This is a genomic window from Microbacterium sp. NPDC055683 (genome assembly GCF_053617895.1).
Genome location: NZ_JBSHGQ010000003.1, coordinates 61808 through 82628 on the forward strand (window position 1 = coordinate 61808; position 20821 = coordinate 82628).

At 73.4% G+C, this 20821-nt stretch carries 22 protein-coding genes; 13 read left to right on the forward strand and 9 right to left on the reverse strand.

Going from position 1 to position 20821, the window contains the following annotated elements:
- Positions 1–51: 51 nt before the first annotated feature.
- Positions 52–957: an ROK family protein gene (locus tag ACWGPF_RS02245; RefSeq protein WP_452331267.1), complete on the forward strand. Its 906-nt coding sequence runs from the start codon at positions 52–54 to the stop codon at positions 955–957.
- Positions 958–964: 7 nt separating this feature from the next.
- Here the strand turns inward: ACWGPF_RS02245 and ACWGPF_RS02250 are convergent, their stop codons facing one another.
- On the reverse strand, positions 965–1444 hold the full coding sequence (locus tag ACWGPF_RS02250) for a hypothetical protein (protein WP_452331268.1): 480 nt from the start codon (positions 1442–1444) through the stop codon (positions 965–967).
- An 86-nt stretch (positions 1445–1530) separates the two neighbouring features.
- On the opposite strand from ACWGPF_RS02250, the gene ACWGPF_RS02255 reads away from it, so the two are divergent.
- From ACWGPF_RS02255 to ACWGPF_RS02280, 6 genes are all read left to right on the forward strand, one after another.
- The gene (locus ACWGPF_RS02255) at positions 1531–2136 is read left to right on the forward strand and encodes a helix-turn-helix domain-containing protein (protein WP_452331269.1); all 606 of its coding nucleotides are present in this window, start codon (positions 1531–1533) and stop codon (positions 2134–2136) included.
- Between the two features lie 124 nt (positions 2137–2260).
- On the forward strand, positions 2261–3463 hold the full coding sequence (locus tag ACWGPF_RS02260; RefSeq protein WP_452331270.1) for a metal-dependent hydrolase family protein: 1203 nt from the start codon (positions 2261–2263) through the stop codon (positions 3461–3463).
- Between the two features lie 53 nt (positions 3464–3516).
- Positions 3517–5112: an ABC transporter substrate-binding protein gene (locus tag ACWGPF_RS02265; protein WP_452331271.1), complete on the forward strand. Its 1596-nt coding sequence runs from the start codon at positions 3517–3519 to the stop codon at positions 5110–5112.
- A gap of 1 nt (position 5113) precedes the next feature.
- Positions 5114–6178, forward strand: coding sequence for an ABC transporter permease (locus ACWGPF_RS02270; RefSeq protein WP_452331272.1), 1065 nt, complete (start codon positions 5114–5116; stop codon positions 6176–6178).
- Complete coding sequence (locus ACWGPF_RS02275; protein WP_452331273.1) at positions 6175–6987, forward strand: ABC transporter permease; 813 nt, start codon at positions 6175–6177, stop codon at positions 6985–6987. Before ACWGPF_RS02270 ends, ACWGPF_RS02275 begins: the two co-directional genes overlap by 4 nt.
- On the forward strand, positions 6984–8579 hold the full coding sequence (locus ACWGPF_RS02280; RefSeq protein ID WP_452331274.1) for a dipeptide ABC transporter ATP-binding protein: 1596 nt from the start codon (positions 6984–6986) through the stop codon (positions 8577–8579). Before ACWGPF_RS02275 ends, ACWGPF_RS02280 begins: the two co-directional genes overlap by 4 nt.
- 157 nt (positions 8580–8736) lie before the next feature.
- Here ACWGPF_RS02280 and ACWGPF_RS02285 read toward each other — a convergent pair whose 3' ends face one another.
- Entirely contained in the window at positions 8737–9555 is an 819-nt protein-coding gene (locus ACWGPF_RS02285) for an HAD-IIA family hydrolase (RefSeq protein WP_345437655.1), read from the reverse strand.
- A gap of 84 nt (positions 9556–9639) precedes the next feature.
- Here ACWGPF_RS02285 and ACWGPF_RS02290 point away from each other — a divergent pair, with 84 nt between their 5' ends.
- Entirely contained in the window at positions 9640–10629 is a 990-nt protein-coding gene (locus ACWGPF_RS02290) for an SDR family NAD(P)-dependent oxidoreductase (RefSeq protein WP_452331275.1), read from the forward strand.
- On the opposite strand, the gene ACWGPF_RS02295 is transcribed toward ACWGPF_RS02290, so the two are convergent.
- The 6 genes from ACWGPF_RS02295 to ACWGPF_RS02320 form a co-directional block, all read right to left on the reverse strand.
- Positions 10630–10788, reverse strand: a complete 159-nt coding sequence (locus ACWGPF_RS02295) for a hypothetical protein (RefSeq protein WP_345437651.1) — start codon at positions 10786–10788, stop codon at positions 10630–10632.
- Positions 10789–10845: 57 nt separating this feature from the next.
- A complete protein-coding gene (locus ACWGPF_RS02300; protein ID WP_452331276.1) occupies positions 10846–11499 on the reverse strand; it encodes a response regulator in 654 nt (217 codons plus the stop codon).
- On the reverse strand, positions 11496–12740 hold the full coding sequence (locus ACWGPF_RS02305; protein WP_452331277.1) for a sensor histidine kinase: 1245 nt from the start codon (positions 12738–12740) through the stop codon (positions 11496–11498). Before ACWGPF_RS02305 ends, ACWGPF_RS02300 begins: the two co-directional genes overlap by 4 nt.
- 202 nt (positions 12741–12942) lie before the next feature.
- The gene (locus tag ACWGPF_RS02310) at positions 12943–13767 is read right to left on the reverse strand and encodes a hypothetical protein (protein ID WP_452331278.1); all 825 of its coding nucleotides are present in this window, start codon (positions 13765–13767) and stop codon (positions 12943–12945) included.
- Positions 13768–13777: 10 nt separating this feature from the next.
- Positions 13778–14698 (reverse strand): ABC transporter ATP-binding protein, encoded by a 921-nt coding sequence (locus ACWGPF_RS02315; RefSeq protein ID WP_452331279.1) that lies wholly within the window; start codon positions 14696–14698, stop codon positions 13778–13780.
- 81 nt (positions 14699–14779) lie between these two features.
- Positions 14780–15412, reverse strand: a complete 633-nt coding sequence (locus ACWGPF_RS02320) for a metal-dependent transcriptional regulator (RefSeq protein ID WP_452331280.1) — start codon at positions 15410–15412, stop codon at positions 14780–14782.
- A gap of 53 nt (positions 15413–15465) precedes the next feature.
- Between ACWGPF_RS02320 and ACWGPF_RS02325 the strand changes: the two genes are divergently transcribed.
- The 4 genes from ACWGPF_RS02325 (at position 15466) to ACWGPF_RS02340 (ending at position 18909) form a co-directional block, all read left to right on the forward strand.
- On the forward strand, positions 15466–16467 hold the full coding sequence (locus ACWGPF_RS02325) for a LacI family DNA-binding transcriptional regulator (RefSeq protein ID WP_452331281.1): 1002 nt from the start codon (positions 15466–15468) through the stop codon (positions 16465–16467).
- Between the two features lie 84 nt (positions 16468–16551).
- A complete protein-coding gene (locus ACWGPF_RS02330; RefSeq protein WP_452331282.1) occupies positions 16552–17745 on the forward strand; it encodes a Gfo/Idh/MocA family protein in 1194 nt (397 codons plus the stop codon).
- A gap of 19 nt (positions 17746–17764) precedes the next feature.
- A complete protein-coding gene (locus tag ACWGPF_RS02335) occupies positions 17765–18403 on the forward strand; it encodes a TrmH family RNA methyltransferase (protein ID WP_452331283.1) in 639 nt (212 codons plus the stop codon).
- A 32-nt stretch (positions 18404–18435) separates the two neighbouring features.
- Positions 18436–18909, forward strand: a complete 474-nt coding sequence (locus ACWGPF_RS02340; RefSeq protein ID WP_452331284.1) for a VOC family protein — start codon at positions 18436–18438, stop codon at positions 18907–18909.
- 17 nt (positions 18910–18926) lie between these two features.
- Here the strand turns inward: ACWGPF_RS02340 and ACWGPF_RS02345 are convergent, their stop codons facing one another.
- Positions 18927–20249 (reverse strand): MATE family efflux transporter, encoded by a 1323-nt coding sequence (locus tag ACWGPF_RS02345; RefSeq protein ID WP_452331285.1) that lies wholly within the window; start codon positions 20247–20249, stop codon positions 18927–18929.
- 132 nt (positions 20250–20381) lie between these two features.
- Here ACWGPF_RS02345 and ACWGPF_RS02350 point away from each other — a divergent pair, with 132 nt between their 5' ends.
- Positions 20382–20801: a DUF4190 domain-containing protein gene (locus ACWGPF_RS02350; protein WP_452331286.1), complete on the forward strand. Its 420-nt coding sequence runs from the start codon at positions 20382–20384 to the stop codon at positions 20799–20801.
- Positions 20802–20821 lie beyond the last annotated feature (20 nt).

The following is a 20821-nucleotide window of genomic DNA, read 5'->3' on the forward strand; positions in this document are numbered from 1 at the left end:
CGCGCCGCTAGGCTGGGCGGGCCCGAAGGCGGGCCACCCCGAGGAGCATCCATGACCCGCATCGCCCTCGCCGTCGATCTCGGCGGCACGAAGATCGACGCCGCCCTCGTCGACGAGAACGGCTCCGTGCTGCCCGACGGCCGGAACCGACGCCCGACGGGCCGCGCCATCACGCCCGACGAGCTGCGCGCGGCGGTCGCCGACGTCGTGTCGCACGCGCTCGCGCACCTTCCCGAGGGAGCCGAGTTCGCGGGAGCCGGCATCGGCAGCGCCGGCCCCATCGACCAGGCGGCGGGGGCCATCCACCCCGTGAACATGCGCGGCGTGCACGGGTTCGGCCTCGTCGAGGCGGTGCGCGACGCCGTCATCGCCTCCACCGGCGAGTTCGACCCCGTCGTGCGCCTGCGCCACGACGGCGGCTGCCTCGCGCTCGCGGAGTCGTGGATCGGCGCCGCGGCGGGAACCCGCGCATCGCTGTCGATCGTCGTGTCGACGGGCGTCGGGGGAGGCATCGTCATGGACGGCCGCCCCGTCGGCGGCGCATCGGGCAACTCCGGCCACCTCGGGCAGGTGCACATCGGCGAGCTCACGGTGGAGGAGATCGCGGCCGGCCCGCCGAGCGTGCAGTGGGCGCAGCTGCAGGGATGGCGCGGCGAGACGGGCGAGGACCTCGCGCGCGCGGCGCGCGGCGGCGACCGCATCGCGCGCGCCGCGATCGAGCGGTCGGCTCGCGCCGTCGGGCAGGCCCTCGCCGACGCGTCGACGCTCCTCGACCTCGAGGTGGTCGCGATCTCCGGCGGCTTCTCGAACGTGGCCGACGACTACGTCGACCTCGTCGCGGCAGCCCTCGCCGACTGGGCCGACCTGCCGTACGCGCGTGCCACGCGCGTCGTCCGCAGCGCCCTCGGCGGCGACGGCCCCATCATCGGAGCCGCCGCGCTCGTCCTGCGGGGCTGAGCCCGTCTCAGCGTCTGCGGTACGCGGCGCGCATGCGCCGCGTCGACAGGATCGCGCCGACGGTCAGCATGATCGCCGCGAAGGCGACCTGCTCGAGCGTCATCCACAGCGGATAGAGACCGGGGACGGCGGCGACCACGAGCGTGACGGCGGGGAAGATGAACGAGAACAGGCGCATGCGCGAGTAGGCCCAGAGCCAGCCCTGCTCGGCGCGGAACGAGAAGTAGCCGAGGCCACCCGTGAGCCCCAGCACGACGACGCTGCGGAACCAGACGAGCACGGGCTCCGGCACGCCCTGCAGGGTGAGCCAGAACGCGATGCCGACGGCGCTCACGCCGAGCATGATCGCGACGCCGAGCAGCACGCGCACGACGAGCCAGTCGCGGTGCAGGGCAGCGGAGTCGAGGCGGTCGGCGGGGATGCGCACATCGCGCTGGCGCCCCGCGGCGAGGCGGTCGACGCGCAGCAGCACCTCGTCGAGACTCACGCCGAGAATCGTACCCGGCGTGCGACCGGGGCCGCCGGAAGGCCCCTCGACATCGAGGCTCCCGCCCTCCGCCTAGTCTGTGGAGCATGAGCGACCCGCACGCCAGCGAGCCAGAGGCAGCCGACCACCGTCTGGAGAAGACGGTCGGCAACCGCGTGCGGCACCACCGCCTCGCGGCGGGTCTCACGGCGAGCGATCTCGCGGCGCGGGCGGGGCTCTCGCCCGCGATGATCTCGCGCATCGAGTCGGCCACGACGTCGGCGAGCCTCACGACCATCCACCGCCTCGCGCGGGCGCTCGACGTCCCCGTGGCGTCGCTCTTCCGCGGAGCGGACGCACCCCGCGCCGCCGTGGTGGTCAAGGCCGGCGCCGGCACCGACTCCGTCCGCGCGGGCAGCAGGCAGGGCCATCGCTATGCGAGCCTCGGCAACCTGCTGTCGACGAGCGGCCCCTCGCTCGAGCCCGTCATCGTCACGCTCAACGCCGACGCGGCCGAGTTCCCCCTCTACGAGCACGCCGGCATCGAGTTCCTCTACATGCTCGAGGGGGCCATCCGCTTCCGCCACGGCGACGACGAGCACGTGCTCGAGGCCGGCGACTCGATCCTCCTCGACGCCGAGACGCCGCACGGTCCGACCGCTGTGACGGCGGGCCCCGCGCGCTTCCTGTCGGTCAATCCGGCAGGAGCCTGACATGCGCGTGTAACACCAGACGTTTTACTGTCGGTAAATTAGTTGCGTTGGCCGCAAGATGGCACACGCGCACGCGCCGGACCCACCCCGTCCGACGACGACCCGATCGTCCTCTGGAGCACCCGTGCCCGAAAGCACCCTGTCCCGCGTCGCCATCTGGGACGGCGCCCGCGCCCTCGGCGCCGGCCGCCTGTCGTGGAACGGCGACGAGATCACCGCCGTCGAGGCGGACGCGGCGGGGGAGACCCCGCGCTACGCCGTCATCCCCGGTCTCATCGACACGCACGTCCACCTGGGCGGTTACGCGGGCCCCGGAGAGCAGCCCTGGGGCTCGCCCTGGTCGCTCGTCACGCCCGACGCCGAGAAGGTCTTCCACATCGCGGCGCAGGCGCAGCGCGCCATGCGCGCCGGCGTGACGACCGTGCGCGACCTCGCCGGCGACGCCCTGCAGCTCGCCGTCAGCCGCGTCTTCGACGACGGCGTGCAGATCGGCCCGCGCGTGCGCGTGCACGGCCAGGTGGGCATGACCGCGGGGCACGGCGACCTCTTCATCCCGCCGCACTACCCGCACCGCGACCCCGTCGCCGACAGCCCCGACGAGTGCCGCAAGCTCGTGCGCCAGTGGGCGCGGCAGGGTGCGCACGGCATCAAGATCTACGCGTCCGGCGGCGTGCTGTCGATGGGCGACCGGGTCGGATGGCGCAACCAGACCGACGAGGAGATCCGCACCGTCATCGACGAGGCGCACGCCCTCGCGATGCCGGTCGCGGCACACAGCCACGACGCCGTGAGCGCGCGCCGCGCCCTCGAGGCGGGCGTCGACTCCATCGAGCACGGCACGGGCCTCGTGCCCGAGCTGTGGCCGCTCGCCACGGCGCGCGACGTGCCCGTGGCCCCGACGCTCCTCATCAACGACCGTCTCGCGGATGGCACGGTGCCGGTGAGCGCGGAGGCGCGCGAGAAGGCCGCAGCCGTCGTCGCGGAGCGCGACGCGAACTTCGCCGGGGCCGCGCAGGCCGGCGTGCGCTTCGTGCTCGGCACCGACGCGAACGGCGTCATGGTGCGCTTCGGCGAGCAGCACGCCGAGGTGCGCCTCATGGCGCGCATGTTCGGCTGGTCGGCCGAGCGCGCCCTCGTCTCGGCCACGAGCGACGCGGCCGACGCGATCGGGATGGGCGACCGCATCGGCCGCCTGCGCCCCGGTCTCGGTGCCGACTTCGTCGTCGTCGACGGCCGCCCGTGGGAGGACGTCTCCCACATCGACGCCGACCGCGTCGTGGCCGTCGTCTCCCGCGGGCGCCTCGTCGCCGGCTCCCTGCCGTCCTGAACCCTGGCCTCCTGAACCCGACCTGCACCACCCTCCCCCCGAGAGGATCCATCGTGAACACATCCCCGAAGCGCCGCGCGGCCCTCGCCGCCGGCTCCGCCCTCGCGCTCGGCGCGCTCCTCGCCGGCTGCGCCGCGGGCGGCGACGCGGAGTCCGAAGGCGGCGGCACGCTCGTCTTCGCCGTCGAGACCGATCCGAGCTGCATCGACCCGCAGCAGCCCACCGTGACCCAGGCGCTCTACATCGGGCGCCAGGTCGTCGACTCGCTCGTCGACCAGGACCCCGAGACGGGCGACATCGTGCCGTGGTTGGCGGAGTCGTACGAGTCCGCCGCCGACATGACCTCGTTCACCTTCACGCTGCGCGACGACGTCACCTTCAGCGACGGGACGCCGCTCACGAGCGACGTCGTGAAGGCCAACTTCGACAGCATCGTCGAGATGTCGGCGGACGGGTCGACGGCCACGCTCGCCGGCCAGTACCTCTCGGGCTACACCGGCACCGAGGTCGCCGACGACCAGACGTTCACGGTGTCGTTCGACGCGCCGAACGCGGCGTTCCTGCAGGGCGCGAGCACCATGAGCCTCGGCATCGTGTCGCTCGCGAGCACGGAGGAGACCCCGGAGGCGCGCTGCCAGGACGGCGTCATCGGAACGGGGCCGTTCGTCTACGACTCCTACGCGCCCAACAGCGAGGTCTCGATGGACCGCCGCGAGGGGTACGCGTGGGCATCCGAGCTTCGCGGCCACGAGGGCGACGCCTTCCTCGACCGCATCGAGTTCGCCGTCGTGACGGAGGACAGCGTGCGCGTCGGTGGGCTGCAGTCCGGCGAGTTCGACATCGTGGGCGAGCTGCCCTACGCCGACGAGCCGCGCATCGCCGACGAGGGCTACTCGATCTACGCGAAGGCGAACCCGGGCATCCCGACGAGCCTCATCCCGAACCTCGAGAACCCCGTCCTCGCCGACGATGCCGTGCGCCAGGCCATCCAGCTCGGCATCGACCGCGCAGAGATCACCGAGACCCTCGGCTACGCGGGCGGCGACGTGCCGACGAGCGCGCTCTCGAGCGGCACCTCCGGCTACACGAGCCAGGCGGATGCCCTCGCCTACGACCCCGACGCCGCCGTGGCGGCGCTCGAGGCGGCGGGCTGGACCGAGGGGGCGGACGGCATCCGCGAGAAGGACGGCCAGCGCCTCGCCTTCACGGCGACGGGCTTCTACGAGCAGCAGATGATGGAGCTCATCCAGCTGCAGCTCACCGAGATCGGCATCGACATGCAGATCGACTTCACCGACGCGGGCGGGTTCTTCGGCGCCATCGCCGAGCGCAGCTACGACGTGCTGTTCGCGGCGCTCACGCGCACCGGCCCCGACGCGCTCGCCGTGATGTTCGAGCAGGCCGCCCCCTCGCACTGGGCCGTCGTCGACGACGCCGATCTGGAGGCGATGCTCGTCGAGCAGGCGGCGACGAGCGACGAGGTCGCGCGCCAGGCCATCCTCGACGACATCCAGGCGACCGTGATCGACGAGGGCTACCTCTTCCCGATCCTCGAGGTCTACCAGCTGCACGCGTCGCAGCCCGAGGTGACGGGCTTCGCGTTCGACTCGGCGTCGCGCTTCCACCTCTACGACGTGGAGCTCGGCTGACATGACCGCGGCAGGAACGTCACGGGCCGCCGGCCTCCTCAGGCGGATCGGCGCCCCCCTTCTCCAGTTCGTCTTCGTGGTCTGGGCGACCTACACCGTGACGTTCCTGCTCATCCGCGTGCTGCCGGGCGACCCCGTGCTCGCCGCTCTCGCCGTGCAGTCGGGCGACGCGACGACCGTGGACCCCGCGCAGCTCGCGGCGCTGCGGGAGGAGGCCGGCCTCGCGGGCGGCCTCCTCGAGCAGTACCTCGCTCAGCTCGGCGGGCTCATCACAGGAGACCTCGGCACCTCGCTCGCGACCGGGCGGCCGGTCGCGCAGATGATCGCCGACGTCGTGCCCGGCACGCTCGCCGTCGCCGGACTCGCGCTCGTCATCGGCGTCGCGATGTCGCTGCTCATCGGCTTCCTGGCCTACCTCTCGCCGTGGCGCTGGCTGCGTGAGACCCTCGTGCAGCTGCCGCCCCTGGGCGTCGCCGTGCCCGCCTTCGTCACGGGGCTCGTGCTCATCAGCGTGTTCTCGTTCGGGCTCGGCTGGCTGCCCGCCTCCGGCGCGCGCTCGCCGCTGAGCGTCGTCCTGCCCGCCGTCACCCTCGCGTTCCCCGTCGGCGCCATCTTCTTCCAGGTCTTCTCCGCCGCCGTCCGCGAGGCCGAGTCGAGCGCCTACGTCTTCACGGCCGACGTGAAGGGCCTCTCCCGCCTCACCGTCTTCGGCCGGCACATCCTCCGCAACGCCCTGCTGCCGTCCGTCACGAGCATCGGCCTGCTCATCGGCTTCCTCGCCGGAGGCACGGCCGTCGTCGAGACGGTGTTCTCGCGCGACGGCATCGGCCGGGTCGTCGTCGCGGCCGTGCAGGCGCGCGACGTCAACGTCATCCAGGGCGTGATCATCGTCGTCGCGGTCGTGTACGCGCTCGCCGCGCTGCTCGTCGACCTGTCGTACCCGCTGCTCGATCCGCGGCTGCGCCCGCGCGACCGCGCACGCCTCGTGCTCTCCGAGCCGGCGCCCCCGACTGCCACGGGCGCCGTCGCCGTGGATGCCTCCCCCCGGAAGGAGGGGCTCCGATGAGGGCCCGCCTGCTGCGTCCGACGACGCTCCTGTCCCTCGCGATCGTCGCTCTCGCCGCGATCATGGCCCTCGCGCCGCAGCTGATCGCTCCCGGCGACCCGCTCGCGGGCGAGCCCGCCGACCGCCTGCTCGCCCCCGGCGCCGGCCACCTGTTCGGCACCGACGCGCTCGGGCGCGACGTGTACACGCGCGTCGTGCACGGTGCCTTCCTCTCGCTCGCGGCGGCGACGGCCGCCGTGCTCGTGGGAGGACTCGTCGGGGGAGCGGTCGGCCTCGTCTGCGGCGCGCTGCGCGGACGCGCCGGGCGCATCGTCGACTTCGTCGTCATGCGGTTCGTCGACGTGCTGATCGCGGTGCCGGGCATCCTCCTCGCCCTCATCGTCGTCGCGACGCTCGGATTCGGGCCGTGGAGCATCGCGCTCGGCGTCGGCCTCGGCGCCGCGGGCAGCTTCGCCCGCGTCATGCGCGCGCAGGTGCTGCGCGTACGCGGCGAGGAGTACGTCGAAGCAGCGGCGACCCTCGGCGTCCGCCCGCTCGCCGTGCTCGGCCGGCACATCCTGCCGAACGCGATGCGCCCCGTGCTCGCGATGGCCGCGCTCGAGCTCGGCACGGCCATCCTCTCCGTGTCGACCATCAGCTTCCTCGGATTCGGGGCGCAGCCGCCCTCTCCCGAGTGGGGCGCGCTCGTCAGCGACGGCCGCGACTACATCGCCACCGCATGGTGGCTCACGGTGCTCCCCGGCGCCGTCATCGTCTGCGTGGTGCTCGCCGTCACCCGCATCGCGCGCGTGATCGGAGTGGAACGATGAGCGACGACATCCTCGCGGTCGAAGGGCTCCAGGTCGCCTACCGCACCGGACGGCGCGAGGTGGAAGCGGTCCGCGGCGTCGACCTGCGCGTGCCGCGCGGCGGCATCGTCGCGCTCGTCGGCGAATCGGGCTCGGGCAAGAGCAGCGTCTCGCAGGCGCTCGTGCGACGTCTGCCCGAGAACGGCCGGATCGCGGGCGGCTCGGTGCGCTTCGACGGACTCGACCTCGCCAGGGTGCGCGAGCGCGAGCTGCGGCGCATCCGCGGAGGGCGCATCGGCTTCGTGCCGCAGGACCCGAACGCGTCGCTCAACCCCGTCCTGCGCATCGGCGAGCAGATCGCCGAGGGGCTGCGCCTGCACGCGCGCATGTCGCGGGCGGATGCCGCCGCGCGCGCCGTCGAGATCCTCGGCGAGGTGGGGCTCTCGCGCCCCGAGCTGCGGGCGCGCCAGTACCCGCACGAGCTGTCGGGCGGCATGAAGCAGCGCGTGCTCATCGGCATGGCGTGGAGCTGCGACCCGCAGCTCGTGATCGCCGACGAGCCGACCAGCGCCCTCGACGTCACCGTGCAGCGGCGCGTGCTCGACCAGATCGAGGAGCTCGCGGCGTCGCGCGGCACCGCCGTGCTGCTCGTCACGCACGATCTCGGAGTGGCGAAGGACCGCGCGAGTCGCGTCGTCGTCATGCAGCAGGGGCTCGTCGTCGACGAGGGCACGACCGACGAGGTGCTCGGCGCCCCGCGCACCGACTACACGCGCGAGCTCGTCGCCGCGGCACCGGGGCTCACGAGCCGGCGTCTGGAGCCGACGATCGTCGGCGACTCGCTGCCGGCCCCCGACGGGCCGCCGCTCCTCGAGGTGGAGGGCCTGCAGAAGGCGTTCGGCGACGTCGTCGCGGCCGACGGCGTCTCGTTCGCCGTCCCCGCGGGCGCGACGGTCGCGCTCGTCGGCGAGTCGGGCTCGGGCAAGACGACGACGGCGCGGATGGCCGCGCGCATCGTCGACGCCGACGGCGGGCGCATCCGCTTCCGCGGCGACGACGTCACGGCGCTGCGCGGGTCGGGTCTGCGGGAGTGGCGCCGTCAGGTGCAGGTCGTCTACCAGAACCCGTTCGGCAGCCTCGACCCGCGCATGAGCATCGAGCGGATCGTCTCCGAGCCGCTCCGGGCCTTCGGCATCGGAGGCCGGGCGGAGCAGGCCAGGCGCGTGCGCGACCTGCTCGAGTCGGTACGGCTGCCGTCCTCCGTCGCCGAGAGGCTGCCCGCAGAGCTCTCCGGCGGCCAGCGCCAGCGCGTCGCGATCGCCCGCGCGCTCGCGCTGCAGCCCACGCTGCTCGTGCTCGACGAGCCGGTGTCGGCGCTCGACGTGTCGGTGCAGACGCAGATCCTGCAGGTGCTCGTCGACCTGCAGGCGCAGCTCGGCCTCGGGTACCTCTTCATCACGCACGACTTCGGCGTCGTCCGGCAGATCGCCGACCACGTCGTCGTCATGCGGTCGGGGAGGGTCGTCGAGCAGGGCCCCGCGTCGCGCATGCTCACGGCCCCCGGGTCGGACTACGCCCGCGAGCTGCTCGAGGCGGTGCCGGGGACGCTGTAGGCGGTGCCGGGCCCGCTGCGTCGGGGCCCGCCCCGCCTCGGCCTACGCGTCGCGGTCGTCGTCCTTGCGGCGCCGCAGCATGCCCCACACCACCGCGACGAGGGTTCCCGCCGTCACGAGGATGCTCACGGCGAACAGCAGGTCGCGCTCGCTCATGTCAGACTCCGGCGGCGAGCTCGCCGCCGCCCTCGCCCTCGACCGCGGGGCTCAGCAGCTCGGCGACCGAAGACACGATCTCGTCGGGCCGGAACGGGTACTGCTCGATCGACGCGCGCGACGAGATGCCCGTCATGACGAGGACGGTGTGCAGACCCGCCTCGATGCCCGCGACGATGTCGGTGTCCATGCGGTCGCCGATCATGCCCGTGTTCTCGCTGTGCGCGCCGATGCGGTTGAGCGCCGAGCGGAACATCATCGGGTTCGGCTTGCCGACGATGTACGGCTCCTTGCCGGTGGCCTTCGTGATGAGGGCGTTGATGGCGCCCGTGGCCGGCAGCACCCCCTGCGCGCTCGGGCCGGTCGCGTCGGGGTTCGTCGAGATGAACCGTGCGCCGTTGTTGATGAGCCGCACGGCCTTCGTGAGCGCCTCGAACGAGTAGTTGCGCGTCTCGCCGATGACGACGTAGTCGGGGTCGGTCTCGGTCATGATGAAGCCGGCCTCGTGCATGGCCGTGAGGATGCCCGCCTCTCCGATGACGAACGCGGACCCGCCGGGACTCTGCTGCTTCAGGAACGCCGCCGTCGCGAGCGCGCTCGTCCAGATGTTCTCCTCCGGCACCTCGATGCCGGATGCCCGCAGTCGCGCCGAGAGGTCGCGCGGCGTGAAGATCGAGTTGTTCGTCAGCACGAGGAAGGGAGTGCCCGTGTCGCGCCACTGCGCCAGCAGCTCGCTGGCCCCGGGGATGGGACGCTCCTCGTGCACGAGGACGCCGTCCATGTCGGTCAGCCAGCACTCGATCTCATCGCGTCGCGCCATGCTTTCAGCCTAGATCGCCCGAGCATCCGTCCGTGGCGGGAGTCGATGCGGCGCGAGGCATGCCCGCGGGCGTATCTTCGTCTCGTGACCGATCCCGCGCCCGCCGTCTGGGACCCCGACCGTCTGCCCGACCAGACGGGACGCACGTTCCTCATCACGGGCGCCAACGCGGGTCTCGGCTACTTCGCGAGCGAGCAGCTCGCCCGCGCGGGTGCCCACGTCATCCTGTCCGGCCGCAATCCGAACAAGCTCGCCGCCGCGCACGACGCCCTCGAGGCGCGCGTGCCGGACGCATCGGTGCAGACGCTGCTCCTCGACGTCAGCAACGTCGGCTCGATCCGGGCCGCCGCGGCGAGCGTGCGCGGAGGGCTCTTCAAGCGTCAGCGGCTCGACGGCGTCCTCCTCAACGCGGGCATCGTCCACACGCCCCGTCAGCGCGAGACGACCCGCGACGGGCGGGAACTCGTGCTCGTGACGAACGCGCTCGGCCACTTCGTGCTCGCGGCCGAGCTGCTCACGACGATGTCGAAGTCGGCGAGCCGCACGTGGACGCCGCGGATGGTCTGGCTCGGGAGCATGTCGACGCGCATGGGCGCCTACGATCCCGTCGACATCCAGCTCGAGCGCGGCTACGCGGCCTGGAAGGCCTACGTGCAGTCGAAGGTCGTCGTGCAGGCGCTCGGCATCGAGGCGGACCTGCGGCTGCGCGACGCGGGCGTCCCCGTGGAGAGCGTCGTCGCTCACCCCGGCTACTCGATCGGCGGCCGCACGCCGCGCGTCTCGGGCGTGAACGAGCCGAGCGCGTGGAAGCGCCTCAAGGGCGGCCTGCAGGCGCCCGTCGCGCAGTCGAAGGAGCGCGGTGCCGCATCCCTCGTGCGGGCGCTCATCGATCCCGAGATCTCGGGAGGCGAGTACTGGGGCCCGCGCCACCTCACGCGCGGCCTGCCCGTCCGACAGCAGCCGTCGCGCACGTCGTCCGACCCCGCCGTGCGCCGCCGCATCTGGGAGACCTGCGAGATCCTCGCGGGCATGGAGTGGCCGCTGCAGCGCGCCGCCCGGATGGCCGGCCGCTGATCAGCGGATCGGCCGCGCCGTCAGCTCCTTGAGGGCGGCGGACAGCTCCTGCACGGCATGGGCGAGATCCCGCAGCGCGGGATCCTGCGCCTGGTTCTTCGCCATGCGGGCGAGCGTCTCCGCGCGTTCGGCGTGCTTGTGGGCCTCGGGCTGGCTCATGTCGACCTCCCTGCATCGGTGCGCAGAGTGTAGCGCCGCCGTGTTTCCGGCACTCGCTCAGCGCACGACGCCCGTCTCGTAGGCGAGGATGACGAGCTGCACGCGGTCGCGCGCGCCGAGCTTCTGCAGCAGCCGCCCGACGTGCGTCTTCACCGTCGACGGGGCGAGGAAGAAGCGCTCGGCGAGCTCGTCGTTCGTCAGCCCCTCGGCGATCGCGACGAAGACCTCGCGCTCGCGCGGGGTGAGCGCGTCGAGGGCGTCGGCGGACGGCCGCGGCTCGGACGCGGCCGCGAACCGCTCGAGCATGCGCCGGGTCGTGCTGGGCGCGAGTGCCGCGTCGCCCGCATGCACGGCGCGGATGGCCGCGAGCAGGTCGGCCGGGAGGGCGTCCTTCAGGAGGAACCCGCTCGCCCCCGCCCGGATGGCCGCGAGCGCGTACTCGTCGAGGTCGAACGTCGTCAGCACGAGCACGCGCGGCCGGTCGCCGACCGCGGCGATGCGCTCGGTGGCCGCGATGCCGTCGATGTTCGGCATCCGCACGTCCATGAGCAGCACGTCGACGTCGCCCCGCGCGGCGAGCGCGATCGCCCCCGCCCCGTCGTCGGCCTCCCCGACGACCTCGACGTCGTCCTGCGCATCCAGGACCATCCGCAGCCCCAGCCGCACGAGCTGCTGGTCGTCGGCGACGCCGACCCTGATCCTGTCGGTCATGTGCCGTCCTCTCCCGTGTCCGCGAGCTCGGCCCGCAGCAGCCATCCGCCCTCCGCTGTCGCTCCCGCCTCGACGGCGCCCGCGTACAGCGCCGCCCGCTCGCGCAGGCCGACGATGCCCGTGCCGCGCCCGCCGGGAGCCGCCGTCGGGCGCCCGCCCGCGCTGTTGACCACCTCCACGACGACGCGACCGCCCCCGCGGAGCACCGAGGCCTCGACGCGCCGCGCACCGGGTGCGTGCCGGAGCACGTTCGTGAGCCCCTCCTGCACGATGCGGAAGATCGTGAGGGCCAGCGCCCCGTCGGCGATCGCGGGTCCGGATCGGGTGAGGCGCACGGGCAGCCCCGCCTCTCGAAACCGCTCGGCGAGCACATCCAGATCGGCGTCGCCCGGCTGCGGCGCGAGTTCGGCGCCCTCGTCGGGCGAGCGCAGCACGGCGAGCAGGCGCCGCATCTCGGCGAGCGACGAGCGGCCTGTCTCGGCCACCGTGCGCATGGCGTCGGGCGACGGCCGCCCCGCCTCGGCCTGCGCCGCCGCCCCCTCCGACAGGGTGATCATGACGGTGAGGCTGTGCGAGACGATGTCGTGCATCTCGCGCGCGATGCGCGCCCGCTCGTCGGCGACGGCGAGCTGCGCGCGCTGGTCGCGCTCGCGCGCGAGGTCGGCGGCGCGGGCGACGAGGGCGTCGATGTACCGTCGGCGGTTGCCGACCGAGAGGCCGAGCAGCGTCGGGACGAGGTACATGACGGCGTTCGGCAGCGGCGCGGAGGCGTCGCCCCACAGCTCGCTCGCGATCGTGCCCTCGACGAGCGACACGACGGTCGCGACGCCGGAGGCGACCACCGTCGCGGCCGTCGCGGCCGCGAAGCCGAGCCATGTGCGCCGGGTCGTGCTGTGCACGCCGAGCGCATACAGCGCGACGAAGACGGCGATGCCGCCGCCCATCGCGAAGGGCATCGGGAGCACGGCGAGCGTCCCGCAGACGATGGCGGCGAGGAGCGGCCGGCGCCGCCTCAGGAGCAGCATGACGGCGCCGACGGCGAGGCATCCCGCCGTCCCCGCGACGGTCCACGGCTCGAGCGCGTAGTCCTCGGGGATGGCCGCCGCGAGCAGCAGGATGAGCGCGGCCGGCGCGATCTGGCAGGCGACCACGACCGCGGCGTCGACGAGGCGCGGGTGCCCCTCGAGCCATCGCCGCACGATGCCCGGCGCGCGGGGGAGCGCGAGGTCGGGGTCGCTCATCCCCCGCTCCCGGTGTGCTCGGCTCGGAGGCGGTACACAGTGCAGGAGATCACGCCGCGCGCCGCGAGCGGAAGCGCGTTCAGGGCCCGATCCGGCGAGGAACTCCTGCGGTGTGATCGGGCCATGGGTGCGAGCCTACGGGGGAGGCCCCCGACCTCGAGAGACGTCTGCGGGGTCGGGGGCAGGCGGGTGAGGGGCCGCGTCACGCGTCGCGACGGCTGAGCACGGCCATGCCGGCGACGAGCGCCGCGGCCGGCCAGGCGATCGCGACGACCGCATCGCGCACGACCTCGCCCGTGATCTCGGCGTGGGCGGTGGAGAACACCTCGCCGGCCGAGCCCAGCAGGTACTCCGCCACGGTCGGCGCCCACTCGAAGGGGAGGGTGAGGAGCACCGTCGGGATCATGAGGAGGAAGACGAGCACGAGCGTCACCGACCAGGTCTCCGACCGCAGCAGCACGGCCATCCCGAGCGAGAACACCCCGACGAGGGCGACGAAGAAGGCGGCGCCCGCGATCGGCAGCGCGATCTGCGTCAGCGCGTCGTCGAAGGGCACCTCGGCACCCGCCGCGGCCGAGACCGCGACGACGCCCGCGAACGAGACCGCGAGCGCCGCGAGCGACCACGCGAACGACGCGACGCCCACGACGACGGCCTTCGCGCCGATGGTGGCGGCGCGCCGCGGCGCGGCGGCGAGCTGGGTGCGCAGCGACCCCGTGGCGTGCTCCTTGGCGAACACGCTCACCCCGACCAGCACGGCGACGATCTGGGCGACGGCCGCGCCGTTGAGGGTCATCGCGAGGGCGGGAGGCGCCATCCCTTCCGCCGCGTCGGTGAGCACGAGCATCATCGCGGTGAGCCCGACGGAGGCGAGGACGACGAGCGCCGAGCCGACGATGAGCGTGACGATCGTGCCGCGGAGGCTTGCGAGCGCGATCCACTCGGCGCGGACGAGGTGCGCGAAGGTGAGGCGGGGAGCGCCGACGGAGGGCGCGAGGCGGCGCGGGGCCGCGGTGGCGGTGGACATTGTTCTCCGTTCAGGCCGCGACGGCGGCCGGGTCGCTGCGGTACTCGACGGCGTCGCCCGTGAGGGCGAGGTAGGCGTCCTCGAGCGAGCCGCGGAGGGGGACGAGCTCGTGCACGTCGATGTCGGCGCCGACCGCGACGCGCGTGATGCGGGCGGCCGGGAGCCCTTCGACCTCGAGGGTGTCCGACGACGTCTGCGTGAGCGACACGCCGTCGCCGGCGAGCAGGGAGCCGAGGCGCCGGGCGTCCGATGCCCGCACGCGCGTGCGCTCGCGACCCGAGCCCTGCAGGAAGTCGCCGACGGGGGCGTCGGCGAGGATGCGCCCCTTGCCGAGCACGATGATGTGGTCGGCGGTCTGCGCCATCTCGCTCATGAGATGCGAGGAGAGGAACACGGCGCGCCCTTCGGCGGCGAGGGAGCGCACGAATCCGCGCACCCAGTGCACCCCCTCGGGGTCGAGGCCGTTGACGGGCTCGTCGAGGATGAGGGTGTGCGGGTCGCCCAGCATCGTCGCGGCGATGCCGAGCCGCTGGTGCATGCCGAGCGAGAAGCCGCCGACGCGCTTGCGGGCGACGCCCGTGATGCCCGTGAGCTCCATGACCTCCTCGACGCGCGCGCGGCCGATGCCGTGCGTCGCGGCGAGCAGGCGCAGGTGCGCCTCGGCGGTGCGGCCGGGATGGACGGCCTTCGCGTCGAGGAGCGCCCCGACCTCGGTGAGCGGCGCGGAGTGCTCCGCGAACGGACGGCCGTTCACTGCGACCGTGCCGGCGTCCGGCCGGTCGAGCCCGACGACCATCCGCATCGTCGTGGACTTGCCGGCGCCGTTGGGGCCGAGGAAGCCCGTGACGCGGCCGGGGCGCACCTCGAAGGTGATGCCGTCGACCGCCGTCTTGGCGCCGAAGCGCTTCGTGAGGTTCTCTGCCGTGATCATGCCTCCGACGCTACGGAGCGGGCGGCCCTGCCCGCGTCGGCGTCGAGGCTGATCCTCGGGGGTGGATGTCGTGCCGCGGTACTACGCCGTCAGCCAGATGACCTCGTCTGCCCCTTCGGGGAGGGCGACGGGCGCGCCGTCGAGCAGGATGCCGTCGGCCGTGACGGCGAGCGTGCGGCCCACGTCGACCCCGGCCTCCTCGATGGCGCACAGGAGGTCGGGGTCGCGGTCGCGCACGCGCAGCACGCGGCCCGCGTGCCCCGCGGGGGCGTCGGCGAGCAGCACGAACGGCTCGCGCTCGGCGCGGCCGTCGGCGTCGGGGATCCGGTCGCCGTGCGGGTCGTGCGACGGCCGGCCCAGGCGGTCGTCGATGCGCTCGAGCAGCCGGTCGCTCAGAGCGTGCTCGAGCACCTCCGCCTCGTCGTGCACCTCGTGCCATCCATAGCCCATCTCGCGCACGAGCCACGTCTCGATGAGCCGGTGGCGGCGGACGATGCCCACGGCACGGCGGCGCCCCTCGTCGGTGAGGCGGACGGCGCCGTACGGCACGTGGGAGACGAGCCCGGCCGCGGCGAGCTTCTTCACCATCTCGGTCACGCTCGACGGCGCGACGCCGAGCTTGCCGGCCAGCACCGACGGCGTGATCGGGTCGTCCTGCCACTCGGTGTGCGAGTAGACCGTCTTCAGGTAGTCGTCGGCTGCGGGGGAGGCCACGCCCCCACCCTACGCGGCGGCGAGCCTGGACCGGTCCGAGGCAGAATGGGCGGATGGCAGAGGCGAGACGCCCCACGATCCGCGACGTCGCGGCGGCCGCCGGCGTGTCGAAGTCGCTCGTCTCGCTGCACTACTCCGGGGGTGGGGTGAGCGATGAGCGCAGGGCGCGCATCGTCGCGGCGGCGGAGCAGCTCGGCTTCCGTCCGAACCTCACGGCGCGCACGCTGTCGGCCTCCGACGGCGGGTTCACGGGAGTGCTCGTCGCCGACCTCGGGCACTCCGTCTTCGCGGAGGTCGTCGACGCCGCACGCGCCGCCCTCGCCCGTTCGGGACGTGCGGCTCTCCTCACCTCGGCGATGCTGCCCGACGCCGACGGCGTGCCCCGTCTCGACGAGCGCGCGCTCGCGATCTTCGGCGACCTGCGGCCGCGGAGCGTGCTCGTCGTCGGCTCGATCCCCGACCTCCCGGCTCTCGCCGGGCTCGTCTCCGGCACGCCGATCGTCGTGGCGAGCGCGGCCTCGGAGGGAGCCGACGTCGCGGCGACCGTGCGCTCCGACGACGCCGCGGGCATCCGGATGGCCGTGGACCACCTCGTCTCGCGCGGGCACCGCCGCATCGCCCACATCGGGGGCCGCGGCGGTGCGGTCGCGACGCGGCGGGCGGAGGCCTTCGCCGCCGCCCTCTCCGCGCACGGCCTCGAGGTGCAGGTCGCGCCGTCCGACTTCTCGGAGGAGGGCGGGCACGCCGCCGCACGGTCGCTCCTCGCCGAGGGGCGTCCGGCGCCCACCGCCGTCGTCGCGGCCAACGACCTCGCCGCAGTGGGAGCGCTCGCCGCGGCGACCGCGACGGGCGCCGCCCTCGCCGTCACGGGGTACGACGACTCGCGGATCGCGCGCCTGCCGCAGGTGGCGCTCACGAGCGTCGACCCGCGCAATGCCGAGATCGGCGCGACGGCCGCGGAGCGGATCCTCGCGGTGGAGGCCGGGACGGAGCCGCCCGTCGAGACCCTCGTCGCGCCCCGGCTCGTCATACGGAGCTCGACGCCGTCGGCGTGAGGGAGCCATGTCTTGACAAAGGGGGGCGAGCGCTCCTAGTCTGGACCGGTCCAGAGAAGGATCCGCAGACCACGGAGGTCCGTCATGACCGCTTCCCCCGCCCGAGAGATCGGCGTCGGCCTCGTCAGTGTCGGCTGGATGGGCCAGCTGCACAGCCGCGCCTACACGCGGCTCCCGCACGTCTACCCCGAGCTCGGGCTGCGGCCCCGCCTCGTGCGCGCCGCCGATACTGCCGAGGCGGGTCGCGCGTACGCGACCGACGTGCTCGGCTACGGGGCGGCCACGGCCGACTATCGCGAGGTGCTCGCCGACCCCGACGTCGACGTCGTCTCGATCTGCGCTCCCAACTTCCTGCACGCCGAGGTCGGCATCGCCGCCGCCCGCGCAGGCAAGCACTTCTGGATCGAGAAGCCGGTCGGCCGTGGAGCCCACGAGACCGCGGCCATCCGCGATGCGGCGATCGCCGCGGGGGTCGCGACGACGATCGGCTTCAACTACCGTCAGCCGCCGGCCATCCGCAAGGCGCGGCAGCTCATCGCCGACGGCGCCCTGGGGCGCATCACCAACGTGCGCGGGCGCTTCTTCGGCGGCTTCAGCTCCGACCCGCAGTCGCCGAGGGCCTGGCGCTTCGTCCGCGAGACGAGCGGATCGGGTGTGCTGGGCGACCTCATGGGCCACCTCGTCGACCTCGTGCACTTCCTGCTCGGCCCCATCGGTTCCGTCACGGCGACGACGGGGACCTACATCACCGAGCGGCCGGGTCTGCCGGGGTCTCCCGACGCCGGCCGGATGCTGCCCGTCGAGAACGACGACTACGCCAACATGCTGCTGCGGTTCGACGACTCGGCGTTCGCCGCCGGCGCACTCGGCACCCTCGACGCGTCGTGGATCGCCGTCGGCCCGCAGGCCGAGTACGCCATCGAGATCTTCGGCACCGAGGGCTCGCTGCGCTGGGACTTCGAGCGCCTCAACGAGCTGGAGGTGGCGATCCGCCGTCCCGGCGAGAGCGTCGGCTACACGCGGCTCATGGCCGACGCGTCGTTCCCGGAGTTCTCGCGCTTCCAGCCCGGCCCCGGCACCTCGATGGGCTACGACGATCTCAAGGTCATCGAGGCGCGCGGATTCCTGCTTGCCGCGACGGGATCCGCCTCCGGCACCTCGACCATCCACGACGCGCTCGCCTCGGCGCAGGTGCTCACCGCCGCCGAGGAGTCCGCGGCTTCGGGTCAGTGGGTGGCGACGCCCGTCGTGGAGGGGCACACCGCGCACGTGCGCTGACTCCGGCTACCCTCGACGGGTGATCGACCCGCAGCCCGAGCCCAGCCGCGAGCTCACCACGCACGGGGTCGGGCCGTGGCCGGGCGAATGGCCGGACGGGGACGAGTACGACCCCGAGCTGCTCGCGCACGGCGACTCCCGCAACGTCGTGGACCGGTACCGGTACTGGCGGATGGAGGCGATCGTCGCCGACCTCGACACACGACGGCACGCGTTCCACGTGGCGATCGAGAACTGGCAGCACGACATGAACATCGGCTCGATCGTGCGCAGCGCCAACGCCTTCCTCGCCGACACCGTGCACATCATCGGGCGGCGGCGCTGGAACAAGCGCGGCGCCATGGTGACCGACCGCTACCAGCACGTCGTACACCACCCCGACGTGGCGTCGTTCGCAGCCTGGGCGGCGGGGGAGGACCTGCCGATCGTCGCCGTCGACAACGTCGGCGACGCCGTGCCCGTCGACAGGGCCGAGCTGCCGGAGCGCTGCATCCTGCTCTTCGGCCAGGAGGGCCCGGGGCTCAGCGCCGAAGCCCTCGCCGCGGCCTCGGCGCACATCGAGATCACGCAGTACGGGTCGACGCGCTCGATCAACGCCTCCGCCGCGGGCGCCGTCGTCATGTACGAGTGGGTGCGCCGCTGGGCGCCGTCGGCGTAGCCTGACCGCGGGGGACGATTCGAGGAGGAGTCATGGCCGATCTCGCACCCATCCAGCCCTGCCTGTGGTTCGACGGCGACGCGCGCGAGGCGATGGAGTACTACGTCGGCGTCTTCCCGGACTCCGCCATCAGATCGATCGAGGAATACCCCGATGAGGCCCTCGACCCGCATTTCGCCGGGATGCGCGGCAAGGTGCTGAACGGGTCGTTCACCCTCGCCGGCGTCGACTTCGTCTGCCTCGACGGCGGCCCGCTGTTCCGGTTCACCGAGGCGATCTCGTTCGTCGTCACGTGCGACGACCAGGATGAGATCGATCGCTACTGGGCGGCGCTCTCGCACGTTCCGGAGGCGGAGCAGTGCGGCTGGTGCAAGGACCGGTTCGGACTCAGCTGGCAGATCGTGCCGCGCCGCATGGCGGAGCTCCTGAGCGGGCCCGCCGCGATCCAGGTCATGATGCGGCAGAAGAAGATCGTCATCGCGGAGCTCGAGGCCGCCGGCCGGTAGCGCCTCTGGGCGTCGCCTCAGGTGTCGTGGTGCATCCAGGCGGTGCCGCGGATGCGGGCGCCGAGCGTGACGCCGCGCACGAGCAGGTACACGCCGTAGTAGGCGGCGGCGAGCCACGCGAGCGCGGCAGGACCGGATGGCGCGAGCCACGCCAGCAGGGCGAGCGCCGGCAGGTAGGGTACGAGATTCACGCCGCCGGCGGCGGCGAGATAGCGGGCGTCGTCCGCGCCCATGAGCACGCCGTCGAGCACGAAGACGAAGGCGGCGACGGGCTGCGAGAGAGCGAGCACGAGGAGCGCCGGCTGGATGAAGGCGGCGACCGCGGGGTCGCCCGTGAACACGAGGCCGATGACGCCCGACAGCGCGGCGATGACGACGCCGAACGCCACGCCCGCCCAGACGCCCCACGACACCGTGCGGCCGAGCACGGCGCGCACCTGGTGCGGGTCGCGCTCGCCGAGCGCCTTGCCGACGAGCGCCTGCGCCGCGATCGCGAGGGCGTCGAGCGCGAACGCGGTCGTCGAGAAGATCGTGAAGACGACCTGCCAGCCGGCGAGCTCCTCCGTGCCGAGGGCCGTCGCCACGGCCACGGTCGCGAGCGTCGCGATACGAAGGCTCACGGTGCGCAGGAACATCCATCCGCCTGATCGGGCGGAGCCGCGCACGCCCTCGCGCTGCGGACGCACGGATGCCCGATGGAGGCGCGCGAGGCGTCCCACGACGACGACGTAGGCCGCGACCATCCCCCACTGCACGAGCACGGTGCCGGCCGCCGACCCCGCGACGCCCCATCCGAACCCGTAGATGAACAGCCAGTTCACGAGGGCGTTCACGGTGAAGCCCGCCCCCGCGATCCACAGCGGGACGATCGTGTTCTGGAGGCCCCGCAGGAGGCCCGTCGCCGCGAACACGATGAGCATCGCCGGCAGGCCCCACATCGAGATGCCGAGGTACGCCTCGGCCGCCGCGGCCACGTCGGGCGCAGGCGAGAACGCGCCCACCACGGCGGGCGTCGCGAACGACCCCGCAACGGCGAGCACCGCCCCGATGGCGAGCGCGAGCCACATGCCGTCGATGCCGACCGAGACGCCGCCCTGCACGTCTCCCGCTCCGAACCGTCGGGCGACGGCCGGCGTCGTCGAGTACGCGAGGAACACCATCAGGCCGACGATCGTCGTCAGCACGGCCGAGGCGATGCCGAGGCCCGCGAGCTCGGACAAGCCGAGGTGGCCGATCATCGCCGCGTCGACCGCGAGGAACAGCGGCTCCGCCACGAGGGCGCCGAGGGCCGGCAGCGCGAGCCGCAGGATGTCGCGGTTGAGCGTGCGGCGGTCGGTCACCCTCCGAGCCTAGAGCGGGCCGCCGACGGCGGCGGGTGCCGGCGGCTGGACTGGGCGCGCCGCCGTCTGTACCATCGCCCGTGACTGCGCGGGAGGCCCCTGCCGGGCAGCCGCATCCGTCGAGAGGAAGCCATGTCCACGCCGAACTACCCGCCTGGCCCCGACCCGCAGCAGCCCTCCGGATACGGGAGCCCCTCCTCGTACGGGAGCGCCTCCTCGTACGGGACTCCGGGCGAGCCGCCCGCCTACCCTGCCGCGGGCTACGGCTCCCCGGCGCCCGCGCAGACCAACACGATGGCGATCGTCTCGATCATCGTCGTGTGGTTCGTGTCGCTCCTCGGCATCATCCTCGGCCACATCGCCCTGTCGCAGATCAAGCGGACGGGCGAGGGCGGGCGCGGCATCGCCCTCACGGCCGTCGTCGCGGGCTACATCCTGCTGGGCTTGACGATCATCGGCGGCATCCTCGGGGCGATCTTCTTCTTCGGCTCGCTCGCGTACCTCGGCACGATCGACCCGAGCATCTACGAGTCGACGTTCCCCTCCGACTGACGCCCGGATCCGACCCCGGG

Excerpts from the sequence above, each read along its gene's own strand:
- ACWGPF_RS02295 (WP_345437651.1), bottom strand. The coding sequence starts at position 10,788 with ATGAGCCAGCCCGAGGCCCACAAGCACGCCGAACGCGCGGAGACGCTC.
- ACWGPF_RS02325 (WP_452331281.1), top strand. The coding sequence starts at position 15,466 with ATGGCAGAGGCGAGACGCCCCACGATCCGCGACGTCGCGGCGGCCGCC.
- ACWGPF_RS02245 (WP_452331267.1), top strand. The coding sequence starts at position 52 with ATGACCCGCATCGCCCTCGCCGTCGATCTCGGCGGCACGAAGATCGAC.
- ACWGPF_RS02285 (WP_345437655.1), bottom strand. The coding sequence starts at position 9,555 with ATGGCGCGACGCGATGAGATCGAGTGCTGGCTGACCGACATGGACGGC.
- ACWGPF_RS02255 (WP_452331269.1), top strand. The coding sequence starts at position 1,531 with ATGAGCGACCCGCACGCCAGCGAGCCAGAGGCAGCCGACCACCGTCTG.
- ACWGPF_RS02340 (WP_452331284.1), top strand. The coding sequence starts at position 18,436 with ATGGCCGATCTCGCACCCATCCAGCCCTGCCTGTGGTTCGACGGCGAC.
- ACWGPF_RS02330 (WP_452331282.1), top strand. The coding sequence starts at position 16,552 with ATGACCGCTTCCCCCGCCCGAGAGATCGGCGTCGGCCTCGTCAGTGTC.
- ACWGPF_RS02270 (WP_452331272.1), top strand. The coding sequence starts at position 5,114 with ATGACCGCGGCAGGAACGTCACGGGCCGCCGGCCTCCTCAGGCGGATC.
- ACWGPF_RS02305 (WP_452331277.1), bottom strand. The coding sequence starts at position 12,740 with ATGAGCGACCCCGACCTCGCGCTCCCCCGCGCGCCGGGCATCGTGCGG.
- ACWGPF_RS02280 (WP_452331274.1), top strand. The coding sequence starts at position 6,984 with ATGAGCGACGACATCCTCGCGGTCGAAGGGCTCCAGGTCGCCTACCGC.
- ACWGPF_RS02350 (WP_452331286.1), top strand. The coding sequence starts at position 20,382 with ATGTCCACGCCGAACTACCCGCCTGGCCCCGACCCGCAGCAGCCCTCC.
- ACWGPF_RS02315 (WP_452331279.1), bottom strand. The coding sequence starts at position 14,698 with ATGATCACGGCAGAGAACCTCACGAAGCGCTTCGGCGCCAAGACGGCG.
- ACWGPF_RS02310 (WP_452331278.1), bottom strand. The coding sequence starts at position 13,767 with ATGTCCACCGCCACCGCGGCCCCGCGCCGCCTCGCGCCCTCCGTCGGC.
- ACWGPF_RS02300 (WP_452331276.1), bottom strand. The coding sequence starts at position 11,499 with ATGACCGACAGGATCAGGGTCGGCGTCGCCGACGACCAGCAGCTCGTG.
- ACWGPF_RS02275 (WP_452331273.1), top strand. The coding sequence starts at position 6,175 with ATGAGGGCCCGCCTGCTGCGTCCGACGACGCTCCTGTCCCTCGCGATC.